Genomic DNA, 15828 nt, shown 5'->3' on the forward strand with positions numbered 1-15828 from the left:
GAGGTGGAAAATAAATATCATTTGAATAATAAAAAATTACTATACCAAGATAAATACTAAGTAATTATTAAAGTAAAACAGGAGTTTCAAATATATGTTTTACAATTATTTAAATAAAAATTATGGCATAAGGTGTAAAACTTGAATCATTTACATTTCCATGACCATGATCTTCTCCGTTCGTTTTAAAACGTCCATTTGAGGTGGAGCCATCTGGTCGCTGAAGCCTAATTTGTAATATAATTTATGTGCTTGCGGCATTGACATTGTGGTTTGGAGCCAAAGCTGTTTTACATTATTTTCTTTGCAGCGGGAGATACATCTTTCAATAAGCTTAGTTGCAATACCGAGTTTACGCGCTTCCGGATCGATAAATAATTTAGCAAATTCAAAAGTGTCTTCGTTGAGACGTTTTAAGGCCACCACACCGACAGGTTTATTTTGGTACATTGCAAAAAATAAAAAACCACCTTTTTCGATGTACGCTTTGTCAGGGTTGTGGAGGGTGTATTGGTCTTCTTCTTCCAAAACACCGTTTAATACACCGAGCAGCCAGTTTCCTGCCAGATCGTAAAAATATTTTTTTAGGGAAGGTTTGTAATCCAGAATTAACAGCGGCTCATCTTTACCTATCAATTTTGCTCTTTCATGAATCGGGGTTTTATATATAGCATGGTCAATCCGGTTGATAATATTCAGGAAATCCGGATGTCCGGCGTGGAGAACTTGTTTGAGCGCGAGGGAGAAATCATTCCAGATTATGCGCAGCTTTTCTAAAAGTATTTTCCCGGCATCAGAAATTGAAATGTGTTTTGATCTGCCATCTTTTGGATGTTCAACAACGGTGACCAGTCCGTTTGTCTCCAATTCCCTGACTACATTTTTAACCGTAATATGAGAAAAACCGATTTCCTCTGCAAGCTCGACAACCGTTTTAGCCTCTTCTGAGATTGATAAGATATAGAAAACAGAAAACCAGCTGGCCTTGAAATCGACATTGTTGTCTTTGTAAATTTTGTCTCCGTCAACATGCAATTTTTCACTGATCCGGCGAAATCTGGTTGCTCCGGCAAGAAATCCGATTTGTGTGATTTGATCTGACATAGTGACTATATATGAAAGTACTTTTGTAAATATATAAAAGTACTTTCATATCAAAAAATCTTTTGCTTTTTTGATATTCTAATTTTAAGATTTGGACTAAACACTAATCTGGTTAATGTTATTCAAAACGCTCAGTTATTAAAAGTGGGAATATTTCTGTTTGGCATTTAAAGTAAAACCCCTCCAATAAAATTGGAAGGGTTTTGTGATTCCTGCTTTTCTAAAATAGTTTTTTTTATTTGGCAATCAGTACTTTATGAGTAGTTGAAATACCATTAGCACGTGATATTTTTACAAAATACATTCCTTGTGGAAAGTTGGTAAGATCAATAAAACCATTGCCAGACGCAAACGATATTGATTGGTAAACTGGTGTTCCGTTAAGATTGCTTATCGTAATATTTTTTACAGTACTATAATCCCGGATATATAATTTATCAGTCGATGGATTTGGGTAAACTGACAAATCTGAACTTGTTTCATCAAAAGTTACACTTTGAATACGGCTGAAAGCAAAAGTACCATCTTTGTCTACCATGCGTAAACGGTAAAGATTTTCTCCTGATTTTGGCTGCGTATCTTTAAAGGAATAACTTAGAGTTGCACTGCTTTCACCATTGGAAATTATTTTTCCAATGGTATTCCAGTTTTTACTGGTTTCACTGCGCTCAATTTCAAAATAATCCGAATTAGTTTCGGAAGAAGTTGTCCATTTCAGCAATGCGAAAGGGCTTTCTGATACGTTTTTCTCCACAGTAAAACTAACAAGTGTTACCGGCAGCGGAATCGGGGCAGCCAAATTACAGCGTGCGCCGTCATTTGCAATGGAAGCAATGGAAGTTGACATCAACAGCGCTGTGTTGGACGCAGCATTGATCCGGTAAAAATTTCCGCTGCCATTTGCAAAGACATAAAGATTACCTTCATTATCAAGGAAAGTAGCTCCAAAACCAGATTGTGCGTCGCCGGTAATACTGGCTCCGGTTGATGTAAGTGCATCTGTTTTCCTGGTTACTGTTCCCGTAGCCGGATCAAGTGTGGCCAATATTGCTGTAAAACTTTGCAGGGCGTAGAACAAGCCATCTTTTGGATTGTAGCTCCAGTCAGCTATTGCAAGTGCTGACATTGTGGTACCATACGGTGCTACTTCTGCCGCATAACCAGCCGTTGGATCTACCAGTTTTAGATAGGTAGCCGGGCGTGCAGGATTGACATCTACCACATAGAAACTCCCGTTGTTTTGAGAATATAAAAACAAATATCCACCATTCATGACGTCTCCAACGTTATACGATATTTTGGGCAGATTTGGAATTATAAAACCCGCTACTGCGCCCGATGCGTCAATTCTTGCAACTTCATTTGTATTGGGTGCATATCCCCACATCAGGTTGTCAACATTGTTATATCCAATTGCATTGACGTAACGGTCCAGTGTAGCCACCGAGGTACGCACACCCGTTGTGATGTTGTACTGATAAAGTGTTGAAGGTACGGATGATCCTGTCGACGCTACCTGATAAGAACTGGTGGTACATGAAAAAGGAACTGCTGGCGTTACCTCCGACAGATTGCATCTTGCACCATCATTAGCACCTGATGGTGTAGAAGTTGACATAAATGTGGCCGTGTTTGAAGCGAGATTAATCTTGTAGAATTTCCCGGAACCGTTTGAGAAGGCGTAAAGATTACCTGCATTATCCAGAAAAGTAGCTCCAAAAGCAGCCGCATCGCTCGTAATATCTGCACCCGTCACGGGTGTCGACGCTATGGTAAGCTGGCCGGTTGCCGGATTGAGTGTTGTAATGGCAGCTGAACCATTTTGTAAAGTGTAGAATAGTCCGGTCTGTGGACTGTAACTCCAGTCTGTAATTCCAATTGGAGTTATTGCTGTTCCAAAAGGAGCAGCTTCCAATGCATAAGCCGCTGTGGGATCTACCAGTTTAAGATAAGTCGCGGTGCGTGACGGATCGATATCTACAACATAATAACTGGCTGAACCTTGTGCATAGAGAAATAAATAGCCTCCATTCAACACATCCCCTACATTATAAGCACTTTGCGGGAGATCAGGAATGATGTATGGGGTTGTTGTGCCTGCGGCGTCTATCCGTACGACCTCATTTGTATTTGGTGCGTATCCCCAGATAAGATTATCGACATTGTTAAATCCGATCGCATTCACATAATGATCCAGAAGGGCGACGCTGTTTCTTTCACCCGTAACAATATTATATTCGTAAAGTCTTGAAAATGAGCCTTCACCAACAACCTGGTAGGAAGTGGTACTGCACGCAAATGTAACGGGATCAACTGCCAGTGGCGAAACACTTCCAATAGCAAGTGCAGAAATAGTCCCTGTTGCGGGAATCGTTCCTGTTATTGTACTTCCTTCTGTATTTCCGGTGGCATTGCCGTTTGTACTTAAACTTACCCATTGTGACCCATTCCATCCTGCCAGACGAAGATTGGCGGCAGCTGAGTAGGAGGTCAGATCCGGAATGGAAGCTGTAATATTTAATCCTGAAAATGTCCCTGCCACCGGAATCCAGTCCCAGAAGCCAGCCTGGCTTATCGAGGTTAATGAACCGCCAAGAGAAGTAATACTATGCGTTGATGCATCCGAAGGATCGCTGACCGTCCCCGGATTTCCGCTAAACCAGGCAACCGTAACTTGTGAAGTGACGGTGGACGGAGCAGAAATACTCAATGTACGCAAATCAGTCCCGTTTCCGGTAGGGAAAGTGAATGCAGCATTACCAATTTTAGAAACGTAACCATCTACATGATTGGCATCATCTGCGGCAGTTTGTGTAGCAGCAGGACCAAATCTTAATATGCCAAAAGGAGAAGTCCGTATGGTTTTGATAATACCAGGCTGTGTGCCACTACCGCCGGTAAGGAAATTATGAGCTCCGAAAACGGTAATTTCTGCTCCACCGAAAACAGTCGTATTTCCCTGGCTTGCTTGCTGGGCGTTGGTAAATAGTGGTAATCCCAGCAAGGGAAATATTGAACTTATCCAAAACCTGCATAAGGTGCTGGAAGATTTTTTATATATTTTCATTTCTGTTGCGTTATAAGTCTATAATGATTTTCCTCTTTTCGGTTTGGAAAGTCGGTACAGCATTAATTAACTATATAACATACTCCGTTTAAAGAGACATTGTGTCCGGCAGTGAATTCTGCATCAGGAAGATAAAATCCTACGGCTCCGTTTGTGTAAATGATAGGTGTGTAAATTTCCCATGCATCAGCGTGCTGAGGTCCGAAATTCCCTCCGCTTGGTCCTTGCTGTACAACTCTGGGTGTGTAACCAGCAGGGATAAGCGCTATTCTGAATTCGTTTCCGTTTTCGTTTGGAGCTAATGTTACCAAAGCGTTAATGTTGCCTTCAAGACATACAACATTACCGGTTCTCACGGCATTAACTGCAACATTAACCTGATCACTTGTATAACGGGTAGAGCCTGTCAATAATCCAAGAGGTGCAATGGTTATGTTGCTTCTCAAAGTAAGATTTCCACTGGCATCTGCGGCAACACTCTTGTCAGTCAAGGCAGCGGCTGGTAAGGTTTTTATTTGTGCATTGCCATCAACAACAAGTTTTCCGGCATCTTTTGTGACTGCCGTTTTGTTGCCGTTTGTAGCTTCAACTTCAAGATTTGAGTTAGCTCCAATGGTTGTAGAGTTAGCTCCGATTTTCACCTGAGCGAATAACGTTGATGATGTAAAGATGATTGCAGATACCAATGTAACTGCAAAATGTTTCTTAGAAAATGGTAGTTTTCTTGTCATTTGAGTAAAATAGATGAGGTTTGATTGAAATTGTATCTTATTGACAGACAAGGTATTTTATATATTGTTATAAAATAAATATGATTCCCTTGTCTCATTATTTTAGCACAAATGTAGATTGATAAACAGTATCTATTTGTAGAGTAAGCCGATGCCTTGTGTAGTAATTTCTTTGTAGATATCGTAGTAAAATCTCTGTTTAATTGGGTGGGTCAAAAACAGAAAACCACCGGATCTAACCAGTGGTTTTCTGTTTTTAATATTACTGGACGAATCAATCAGACGTCACAAAACCTGATCAGGCTAATCTGGAAGGTGATATTCCAAACGCTTTTTTAAAGGCAAATGAAAAATGTGAAAAGTCTTTGAAACCGACTTCAAGATAGACGTCGGATGATCTCAGACCTTTTTCCTTGATCAAAAAATAGGCGTCGTCAAGTCTCTTTTGTTGCAGCCAGCGGTTTGGGGAAATGTGAAATATTTTATCAAAATCCCTTTTAAAGCCAGCCAGACTTCTGCCTGTGAGGTAGGCAAAACGGTTGAGATCTACATTAAATCTGTAATGCTCATTCATATAAGCTTCAAGATCAATCTTTCCGGGTTCGGTAAAGTCAAACAGAATATTTTTCAATTCGGGATTGGTTTCCAGCAAAATCAGAATTGCTTCTTTAACTTTTAACGAGGTAAGCCCTTTACTGATTTCTGTTGTTCCGTTAAGATATGGAGACAATGATTCCATATAATTGGTGAACAAACGGTTAGGTTTTAAAAGCAGAGCGTTTTCGCCGGTATAGGGTTTATCCACTGTCACATTATTTTCTTCACTGATACTGCGAAGGGTATTTTGATCCATGGATATGGAAATGGATTTATACTCTCCTCCCACAGGCGGAAGTTTTACATATTTTGTCAGTTGGTTTCTACGCAGAAACCGGAAATCACCCGCTTTGAAAAGATAATTTTTTCCGTTGAGATACATCTCGGATTCACCGGAAATAATAAAACCGAAAATGTGGTCTGCTATAAATTGCTCTCCCTCTCCGCTTTTGTGAGAGTAACAGGAGTATAAAATATGCGGAAATCTTTTGTCTTTTTCAGAAGCATTCATATTGATCATGCATGATGAGAATAGTGATCGGCTTTCTGATTTCAGCCGGAACTGAATGCCTGCCGCCAATCACTATTCATCAACAAATTTTTTTACTGAAAGATTTATTTTTCCGCTGACTCTGTAAATTGCTTGCCAAGTTCGGTTTCCAGGAAATTAACAGCCTCATGATGATCTGTGGAGATACTGACTGACAACCATTTTTCCATTTCTGCGGTTCTGGCTGCGTCGGCGAGTTTTAAGATGCCTATGGCTTCACTTCCTAATACCAGATGAACGGGAGGTTCGGGGTGTTCAATCAGGTCAACCATTACTTTGGCTGCCTTTTCCGGATCACCCATCGGAATAAAATTGCCGCTTGAAATAAAGTCGGCTCTCTGATCCACTGTTTTTTCATATCCTTCAATTTTAGGAGCATAACTCATAGATGCGCCAGCCCAATCTGTACGAAATCCGCCTGGTTCTACACAGGTTACAAAAATTCCCAATGGAGAAACTTCCTTTGCCAAAGCCTCGCTAAAACCACCCAGACCGAATTTTGCCGCCTGATACATCGTTAAACCCGCATTTCCTACACGTCCGCCAATGGAACTTATTTGCAGAATTCGTCCGGAACGTTGCTTGCGCATATGCGGTAAAACGGCACGGGTAATTTCAATAGGCGCATATAAATTTGTATCAAGCTGACTTCTGAATTGCTCATCCGTAAATGCTTCTGCGGCGCCGATAATTCCAAATCCTGCATTGTTCACCAATACATCTATTCTGCCGAAATGAGCTGTGGCATCGGCGACAGACTGGTAAATTTCTTCAAGGTTAGTTACGTCAAGTTTTACCGGGAAAATCTGCTCGGGATACTTTTCCAACAAATCATTTAATTGTCCCGTATTTCTGGCGGTTGCTACAACTTTATCTCCTTTTTCAAGAACTGCTTCTGTCAGGTTACGTCCCAATCCGCGGGAGCTTCCTGTAATAAACCATACCTTTGTCATTGTTTCTGTTTTTATTTTGTAAGACAAAGGTAGAGTGGATTACCAACGATCTTTTTGTTCAAAAGCTCAGATTATTTTGTTGAAAAGCTCAATTTTTGATCCTAAAATAATTTCTAGACGTGATAACCCATTTTTTGACGATGATGACTCGAATTATTACCGAGCATTTATAAACGTTTGAATTCTGGTTAGTGTTCTGTCCTACTTTGGTTATAAGTTTTCAGCTGCATGTTCCTGTCTCATTAACCAGCATAAGGTTGCGCAGTTCCAGAACATTATTCACTTTCAGTTTTTTGAGGATTCTCATTTTAATAGTACTGATCGTGGACGTTTTTCTGTCAAAGATTTGTGCGATTTCAGAAATATTTACACCCTGACAAATATATTGGGCTATTTCATATTCATGGAAAGTGAGATTGCTGTTTTCCTTTAACCTGGTCGTTTTTTCAAAGGCGGACACATCACGGTTTGTGCCCAAAATTTCTTTGCACAAATACCGGTTTCCAATCAATACATCCGTAATGCATTCGATCAATTCTGATTCGTCATTTTGTTTGGAAAGATAGCCCATAACACCAGCCTTCAAAAATGAAATTGCCAGGTAGGGGCGGGGCTCTTCGTCGTACACAATGATTGGTCCAAATGCATCTTTATTATCTAGATTGTTCAGAAAACGAAGATTTCCGGCGTTGGAATCAGGATTAATTCCAAGAATTGTCACGTCACTTTTTGCATTGGTTTTCAGAAAAGAGGTCATGCAGGATGATTCCAGGATCAATATATCATTGAAGTTATCCTTGAGTAAAGCATTCAGGCCGATACGCATAACCGGATGTTTATCCACGAGGGCAATAGTTATCATCTTAAAGAGGGGTTATTTAAATTTTTAAGCTGGCACTTGCAATGCTATTCAGTCTCTACGACAATGCCGTAAGGTGAGTCATGCGCAACATTTATAATTTCAAACTGATGGTTAGTCAGCAGCATTCATTCCGATGAAATGAAGAATTAATCATTTCATCAGCTTTTTCCATACCATAATATGCTGTCTGTAACCAGGCAGTAAAATGCTTCATTTACAGCGACAAAAAATTTCCGTCCCCCGGAAATAATTGGCAATAAATTGACAATCTCGACCAGTGATCCGAATTACAAATACGAAAGCAATATAAGTGGCATCATCCTGACGTCAGACAAGACCTATGCCGCTAAATTATTTATGCTGCTTGAGTTACTTCAAATTAAAGTCCAGTTATAGATTTTACTATTGAAAACCAGAGATTTAAATGAAAAAAGTGTAGCTATTCTGAGAGGGTTAAGATGAGGCGGTTTCAAATAATTTTTCATGATAATTTAAATTAAGTAAAGTGAGAAATATCTATTATAAAGATATGTAATAATTTATAGGAAATCAATTTAGTAACCTTTTCCAACCAGATTTAGAATTATTCGAAAGAATCATCTTACCTGTTTTTCGTCCGATTTATAACAGGAAATTGAGAAATTCGCAGTTTGGTACAGCCATAGGGAACAAGAATTATATCTTCCTCTTCGGGGCTGTTTTCCATATTGTAAATCTTGCTGAAGGGAATCGGGCCGGCCATTTCGTTGTATAGTTTCCATGATGGAATCCGCCTTGCTTTTGATCTCATAATTAGTGGCGCATTTTCAAGATTCCATGGATAATTTGTCGTTACACCAGTTTTTTCAATCTTAAAAAGATCATCCAGTTTTTCTTCCGGGACTTTGAAAATTCCAAAATTCCAAGGTGTAGTGGGACGGATTTCCATGTAAGATTTACCATAATCCACCGGATCTTTTTCATTCACAATATTTTTACTTTCCTCACCGATTTTTAATGCATAAGTAATCGGGCCGCGTTCAACGGAGATAGAATTTTCAAACCACTCGTTCTGGAAAATATGCATGGGCAACGATAATTCTACCACATCACCAGACTTCCATTGACGGTTAATTCTTACAATTTGCTGTCCTTTGCTTTCCTGAATGATCTTACCATTCACTTTAATTACGCCCGTTTTACACCATGCGGGAATACGCAGGTGAAAGGGAAAAGAAAGTGCTTTTACTTTTTCATCAGTCGTTAAAGTGAATCTGATATTTTCTTCAAACGGATAATTTGTTTCTTCTTTAAATGATATTTCCGTTCCATTCGCGACCTTCATTTTTACCTCGCTGGGAGAATAAACCAAAGCAGCAACACCCTGATCTGCCGTAGCGTACCATAAATTTTGTGTGAATTTTGGCCAGCCCTGATGCATGTTTGAAGTACAGCACGGATAACCCGTTAGCAATCCGTAACAGAGATCCGTTCCTCCATGATTATCAGCAAAATTCCGCATCAGACGTGTTGCCATAACCTGGTTGGCCTGCTGAAAATATTGTCTGCCCATGTAATCGTCTGTTACCTGCACTGGCAATGCGTTGAAAGCGATTTTTTCAATTTTATCCGCATAGTCAACATCTCCTGTAATTTCCAGCGTGCTTTCCAGGGAAAACATCATTTCAACTGCGCTGCATAATTCAGATCCCTGTGTTGGATTATTACCATGTAAGGCTTCGTCGCCGCCGTACAAACCGTGCGCCAGACCGTTAAATTTTCGCAAATCCTGAAAACCCTTTTTTGTTGCATCCAGATATTTTTGTTCCGGATGATGCTGATAATAGACTACCGGCTCCTTGATTCCCTGCGCCAGATTTACGCAATGAATGCTTCCCGATGTCGATAGAAGATTGGTGTTTAAAAATGCATTTGTATAATCAAAAGTCTGTTTATGAAGAAGGTCACCAAGATCAAGTAAAAATTTATCACCTGTAATATTGTACAGCCAGTACACGACCATCAGATTATCTCCGGCTCTGAATTTGGCCCAATAAGTCCAGTGGTCAAGCGGATTTTTTGGAAGTTCTTTGAGTTGATATTTGAAATATTCCGTCATCAAAGTAATAACCCGCTGATCGCCCGTCGCGGAATAATACTGTTTTAAGATTTTCAGCATAACCATTTTCGGCCACCAGTCACGACTGTTATCTCTTTGCAATCCTGCTTCGCTTTCGTAATCCTTAGATGGCCCAAAATATCCATCCGGCTGACGGCTGTTTATGGCCCATTCTACCCAGGGTTTTGTTTTGGCAATCAAATCTTTATCGTCAAGAATATACGCCAGCGGCAAAAGTCCGTCGATCCAGTATGGGCCACGTTCCCATTGATCGCCATCGCCTCCAAGCCAGCCATTTCTCTGGTTCATGACAAGCGGATATAGGCTATCGAGATTTCCCGTTGCACCATTTTTTTGGCGCACAAGCATTTCTTTAAGCCAGCCTTGCGGTTTAATTGAACCCAAAGGCAATTCCAGATACGTATTCTGACGCAAGGGAGCACGGCTGTTTACATAGTTCGCGTTTTGAATATGTTTTTTTGGCATTTGCCCAAAAGCAAAAATGGAAAAACCGGATAGGAAAAGTGCCAGCGTATATTTTTTTGTCGTTTGCGAACTCATTCGTAATATTTAGGAAAGCCAAAGTCCAATTTAGGGAAAAAAGCCAGAATAGGATAATATCTAACGGTGGATTTAGTCGTCCTCATTTATATTTCATCTCTTCTGATTACACATTTGTATTTTTGCTACTTTGCACAAAGTATATTAAAGCAATTTGTCATGGCATTTATAAATTTCAATTCGGGTAAAGTTGTGCAGATATGGGATGGCATTTCCGGTACGCTGGCACATACGGAGAACTCGACTTTTGGCTATTTTACAATTCAAAACGGTACAGATTTACCGGAGCACAGTCATATTCACGAACAGTGCTGCCACGTTCTGGAAGGTGAGCTTGAATTCAATATTAACGGAGAAATACAATTACTGACAAAAGGTATGGCGGCGTTCATACCATCAATGGCACCGCATTCAGCCAAAGCTTTAACTGAATGTAAGGTAATTGACTGCTTCACCCCGGTTCGTGAAGATTTTGTAGCATTAGAAAAACAACAGTCCTGATTTGTAAAAGCGGTCACAATCTTTAAAATATTCTATTTTCGATTTTGACCGTTATTGCTGGTATCTAAACAGCCAGTGTCTGCAAAGCGCTGACCAGCTTGTCAATATCACTTAATGAATTATAAATGTGTGGTGCAATCCGGATTCCGCCGGTTGGTGCTGTTGCGATGCCATGCAGATCGTAAAGTTTTTGGCTGATTTCGGCAGGTTTTTTGCCGGGCAGATTAATATTGGTAATGCCGCCACTCAGTTCCGGCGAAATTGGCGTAAGGAATGTTATGGCAGGAATTTTAGTTCTGATTTGCTCCTTCAAATAATCATTCAGCTGGACAACCCGGTTTGCAACATTGGCCTTACCAATGGTTTTATGAAAATTTACAGTTTCGATAAGTCCGGCAAGTGTCGCTTCATTCCGCTGACCTAATGCGCAGTACTTTTCATCCACTGTATTGCTGCTGTCCTTCCAGCCAACGCTTATAATATTCGGCCATAGCTGAGGCATTTTATCCTTTTTAATATACAAAATCCCGTTTTCCAGAGGTCCCATAAACCATTTGTGCGTGCTTCCGGTATAGAAATCACAACCCATCGATTTCAGGTCCAGATCCGTAGAGCCAAGAGACTGGGCGCCGTCAACAAAGGATAGAATATTTTTAGTTCCGGCAAGTTCACAAAGCAATTTTGCAGGCAGCGCAATACCGCTTGTGTTTGAAATATGTGAAAAGGCAATCAGTTTTGTTTGCGGAGTTATCGCTTCCCTGAAAGGTTTCACAAGCTCCTCCTGCGATTTAGGATTTTCCGGAACTGTCACCTTTTTCACTTTGAAACCATATCTTTTTGCCCGTTCCTCCCAGGCAATACCATTGGAAGGATGATTCTGGTCCCATAAAATAATTTCATCACCAGTTTTCAGATCCAGTCCGTTTACGATAATATTATTACTTTCGGAAGTATTTCTGGTAATCCCGATTTCGTCGGCACCAACGCCGGTATATTCAGCTAATGCAGCAATAGAATTTTTTCTGCCTTCCGTGAATTGTTTGCGGTATTGAAATGACACATCTTTTGATAAACCAGACATTATGCCTGTGACTTTTTCATTAACAGAAAAAGGAGCAGGACAAAGATTGGCTGCGTTCATCATGATCAGGTTCGGTGGTATGGCAAACTGCTTTTTAATCTGTGTCCAGAACTTTTCATCGGGTAACATACTGGAATGATGTACCGGCATGGCAACAACAGGTTCCGGATTCCATATTGCCGGAATTGATAAAGCTGCAAGCGAGCCCGTTCCCAGATTTTTCAGGAAATTTCTTCTTGCGTTCTGAGATGTAGATTTGAATTTCATAGAATATAACAGGAGTGATTGAGTGATGCGGATGCAGGGAAAATGCAGGCATTTAAATTTAAACAAATGCTGCTGATTTTGGGCTTTTTTTCTTTTCGTCACATGGAATGAGGTTTCCGTCACAAATATTTTTTTGATGAAAATTACCACCATAACATTGTCAAAAAAATAAGATATGAAACTACGATTGATTGAATTTTGGCTGGCAACACTTTGCTGGATTTTCAGTATTTATACATTTCTGGATAATGCTTTTTCCGCAAAACAGCCGCACCGGGCCTATATTGAGGAGATGACACAGCTATTTGCACAAAAAGGTTTGCTGTACGATTATTACACCTATCATCTTTTACCACAAATTTCGGTTGCTACCGGTTTATATCTTTGTTTTATTTTTCTTAACAACTGGGTTTTCCCAAAGTATCAGCCACGGAAAAAATGGAATATTATTGCCATTTTTTTGCTATTCACATTTGCATTTCTAACAACGGTATACGCCAGTTATTATCGTTACGACAACTTCCTGACTTATCCTTCCTTTGGTGAAAGTTTTATTAATTGTGTCCCGATTACGTTCAAAATATTTCTATTGTTTTTAGCCTACACAATTGTTAAAAACCTGATTTTATTTTATCTGGTTGTAGATAATCAAAGTCAGAATTTACGTGCAAGAATCGTACGGGAAGTCGTTGTAGTTTTCTTGATATGGGTGGTAGTTCTGTTTGTTTTGGTCAAGAGCGATAATAACGATTTTGGCCCTTTCTGGCTCGGTGTGTTTCCATGTGGTTATTTCGTTTATGTTTTTAACTTATATTTTTTAATCCCACGTTATCACAAAGATCCTAATCAGATCATGGCCTATGTTGTCAGGCTCGTGTTTGTATTAATTCTTTCAGGATTTGTTTCAATGATCTTTTTAAAAGGTATTGACAAACTTCCGCCGCCGATGGCATTTATAACAATGGATTTTCTTGTTTTTGCGATAGCGGTTATTTTCTCATTGTTTATTTACAATCAAAATAAAGATCAGCTTCAACAGCTATATTCACTCAAAACAGAGTTGGGGAAATCTTCGGCCGACCTACAATTTCTTCGATCACAAATCAATCCTCATTTTCTTTTTAATGTACTGAATACATTATACGGAACGGCTATTCAGGAGCGTGCGGAACGGACGTCTGAGGGAATTCAAAAACTTGGAGATATGATGCGGTTTATGCTTTATGAGAATAATCTGGACCAAATTCCGGTAGCACGCGAAATAGATTATCTGAAAGATTATATTCACTTGCAGAATCTGCGCCTGGCAAAGTCGGAAAATATCAAGGTTGAAGTAAATATTTCCGAAAATGCATGTCAGCATTCTATTGCGCCCATGCTTTTGATTCCGTTTATCGAAAATGCTTACAAACATGGAATAAGTTTGCAGAATCGTTCATGGATCAATATTTCCATAAGGTGTCAGGAAAGCAAACTTGAACTGGATGTTTACAATAGTATTCATGTCAAAAATCAGCCAGATCCGGAAAGTGATCATAAAGGAATTGGTTTGGAAAATGTCCGACAAAGGCTGGAATTGATGTATCCCGAGAAATATGAATTACAAATCAGGGAATCACAGATAGAATATTTTGTACACCTTACTTTAAGTTTTTAGATACTATATTTATTTTGAAACGATAGTCTGAAATGAATGGAACAATTAAATCGATTGCAGTTGATGATGAGCCTATTGCGTTAGAAATTATTGAATCGCTGGCAGCAAAAGTTTCCTTTTTAAGCTTACAGGCCAGTTTTGTCAATGCTTTTGACGCAATAGAATATTTGCAGCAAAATCCTGTCGACCTGATTTTTCTGGATATTAAAATGCCGGATATTTCAGGATTTGAATTATTAAAATTACTTGATAGTCAGCCGCTTGTTATTTTCACCACTGCCTATACGGAACATGCCGTTAAAAGTTATGAGCTGGATGCTATCGATTATTTACTCAAACCATTTTCTTCCGAACGTTTTATAAAAGCCTGTAATAAAGCCGCAGAGGTATTGGAATTTCGTAGAAAAAATTTGAATCAAAAACCAGATTTTCTATTTATCAAATCTGGTTTTGAACAGGTAAAAGTATTCTACAATGAAATCCTGTATATTGAAAGTGCGGGAAATTATATGGTTTTTATGCTGCAAAATGACAAAATTTTGTCCCGTCTTACTATGAAAGAAGTTTTGCACCTTTTACCGGAAACTGATTTTATTCGCGTACACCGGTCTTTCATTGTTTCAAAAAATCATGTCAGCAAAATTGAACGGAATCAATTGCACATTGGAAAAAGTGTAATTCCTGTTGGCAGTATGTTTTCAGAAGATGTAACGAATTATTTCTCCGGTGTCATTTTGTAAAGTATATCTGATTGTAACCTGCAATTTCCTGAACTTGTCATCCTATCAAAATCCTTCTCAATTCATTATCATTTTCCTCTTTCGCCAAAACGATTTTCCGTTGCCGCACTTCTTCCTATCCCATTTTCTGGCACCACTTTTGATTTCTCTCTTTGGCTATCCGGCTCAGTGGCGGGTTGACTGTCAAGTCTGACTGTAATTGTTCCTCTGGAATAATTTGGATAGATAAACTTACGAGGCCAATAAACCACAGGGATTACATAGCCGATTATTCTTTGGGTAATCTTCATTTTTGAATGAGGAAATTTTGCCTCATTGATAAAATGTCTAGTTTTTAATGGTTTTAAATTAGACTAGCAAGAAGAGATTCCGGAATAAGTTTTAGTATGAAAACAGGTAAATTTTAAGATATGGAAACAGAAGATTTTGAAAATCAATATCCGGAAGATTCTTCCGGCATTGGTGAAGGCGGATCTACCCGCAGAGCTTTTTTGACACAATTGGGTTTGGGAGGAGTCGGACTTGCGGCCGTGCCATTATTTTCACAGGCAAAAGCCCAAACCATACCAGTTGCGGAAGTAGACATGTTAAAAGTAACCATGTCCGTTAATGGTAAAAAACAAATGCTGACCATCGATTCACGTTTGACCTTATTGGATGCGCTTCGTGAAAAACTGGATTTAACAGGAACCAAAAAGGGATGCGACCACGGACAATGCGGAGCATGTACAGTTCTGGTTGATAATCGTAGAATTAATTCTTGTCTACGCTTGACTGCCATGTGCGACGGAGCAGAAATTACAACCATTGAAGGATTGGCAAAAGGGGAGGATCTTCATCCTGTACAGGAAGCTTTTATCAAACACGATGCTTACCAGTGCGGATATTGTACGCCCGGTCAAATTTGTTCGGCAGTCGGTCTAATACAGGAAGGGAGAGCCAAAACGGACGCAGATATACGGGAATCTATGAGCGGGAATATCTGCCGGTGCGGAGCCTACCAGCATATTCTTGATGCGATTAAAGATGTTCAGCAACAAGCTTAAAAAGACGTTTAAA

At 39.6% G+C, this 15828-nt stretch carries 13 protein-coding genes; 4 read left to right on the forward strand and 9 right to left on the reverse strand.

What is annotated here, in order from left to right:
- Positions 1-150: 150 nt before the first annotated feature.
- From IEE83_RS07345 to IEE83_RS07375, 7 genes are all read right to left on the reverse strand, one after another.
- Positions 151-1104, reverse strand: coding sequence for a bifunctional helix-turn-helix transcriptional regulator/GNAT family N-acetyltransferase (locus IEE83_RS07345; RefSeq protein ID WP_194119962.1), 954 nt, complete (start codon positions 1102-1104; stop codon positions 151-153).
- A 235-nt stretch (positions 1105-1339) separates the two neighbouring features.
- The gene (locus tag IEE83_RS07350) at positions 1340-4171 is read right to left on the reverse strand and encodes a T9SS type A sorting domain-containing protein (RefSeq protein WP_194119963.1); all 2832 of its coding nucleotides are present in this window, start codon (positions 4169-4171) and stop codon (positions 1340-1342) included.
- Positions 4172-4233: 62 nt separating this feature from the next.
- Positions 4234-4902 carry a hypothetical protein gene (locus IEE83_RS07355; protein WP_194119964.1) on the reverse strand — a complete coding sequence of 223 codons (669 nt, stop codon included), beginning with the start codon at positions 4900-4902 and terminating at the stop codon, positions 4234-4236.
- A gap of 298 nt (positions 4903-5200) precedes the next feature.
- On the reverse strand, positions 5201-6019 hold the full coding sequence (locus IEE83_RS07360; RefSeq protein ID WP_228101711.1) for a helix-turn-helix domain-containing protein: 819 nt from the start codon (positions 6017-6019) through the stop codon (positions 5201-5203).
- A gap of 95 nt (positions 6020-6114) precedes the next feature.
- Positions 6115-7002, reverse strand: coding sequence for an oxidoreductase (locus IEE83_RS07365; protein ID WP_194119965.1), 888 nt, complete (start codon positions 7000-7002; stop codon positions 6115-6117).
- A 220-nt stretch (positions 7003-7222) separates the two neighbouring features.
- Positions 7223-7864: a response regulator transcription factor gene (locus IEE83_RS07370; RefSeq protein WP_194119966.1), complete on the reverse strand. Its 642-nt coding sequence runs from the start codon at positions 7862-7864 to the stop codon at positions 7223-7225.
- Between the two features lie 601 nt (positions 7865-8465).
- Complete coding sequence (locus tag IEE83_RS07375; RefSeq protein ID WP_310588482.1) at positions 8466-10523, reverse strand: beta-L-arabinofuranosidase domain-containing protein; 2058 nt, start codon at positions 10521-10523, stop codon at positions 8466-8468.
- A 159-nt stretch (positions 10524-10682) separates the two neighbouring features.
- Between IEE83_RS07375 and IEE83_RS07380 the strand changes: the two genes are divergently transcribed.
- A complete protein-coding gene (locus IEE83_RS07380; RefSeq protein ID WP_194119967.1) occupies positions 10683-11024 on the forward strand; it encodes a cupin domain-containing protein in 342 nt (113 codons plus the stop codon).
- 64 nt (positions 11025-11088) lie between these two features.
- Here IEE83_RS07380 and IEE83_RS07385 read toward each other — a convergent pair whose 3' ends face one another.
- On the reverse strand, positions 11089-12372 hold the full coding sequence (locus IEE83_RS07385; RefSeq protein WP_194119968.1) for an aminotransferase class V-fold PLP-dependent enzyme: 1284 nt from the start codon (positions 12370-12372) through the stop codon (positions 11089-11091).
- A gap of 175 nt (positions 12373-12547) precedes the next feature.
- On the opposite strand from IEE83_RS07385, the gene IEE83_RS07390 reads away from it, so the two are divergent.
- Together IEE83_RS07390 and IEE83_RS07395 are read left to right on the forward strand one after the other, a co-directional pair.
- Complete coding sequence (locus tag IEE83_RS07390) at positions 12548-14029, forward strand: sensor histidine kinase (protein WP_228101712.1); 1482 nt, start codon at positions 12548-12550, stop codon at positions 14027-14029.
- A gap of 32 nt (positions 14030-14061) precedes the next feature.
- Entirely contained in the window at positions 14062-14769 is a 708-nt protein-coding gene (locus tag IEE83_RS07395; protein WP_228101713.1) for a LytR/AlgR family response regulator transcription factor, read from the forward strand.
- A gap of 68 nt (positions 14770-14837) precedes the next feature.
- On the opposite strand, the gene IEE83_RS07400 is transcribed toward IEE83_RS07395, so the two are convergent.
- Positions 14838-15059, reverse strand: coding sequence for a hypothetical protein (locus IEE83_RS07400; RefSeq protein WP_194119969.1), 222 nt, complete (start codon positions 15057-15059; stop codon positions 14838-14840).
- Positions 15060-15179: 120 nt separating this feature from the next.
- Between IEE83_RS07400 and IEE83_RS07405 the strand changes: the two genes are divergently transcribed.
- Positions 15180-15815, forward strand: coding sequence for a (2Fe-2S)-binding protein (locus tag IEE83_RS07405; protein WP_228101714.1), 636 nt, complete (start codon positions 15180-15182; stop codon positions 15813-15815).
- Positions 15816-15828 lie beyond the last annotated feature (13 nt).

Source organism: Dyadobacter subterraneus (assembly GCF_015221875.1).
Taxonomy (GTDB): Bacteria; Bacteroidota; Bacteroidia; order Cytophagales; family Spirosomataceae; genus Dyadobacter; species Dyadobacter subterraneus.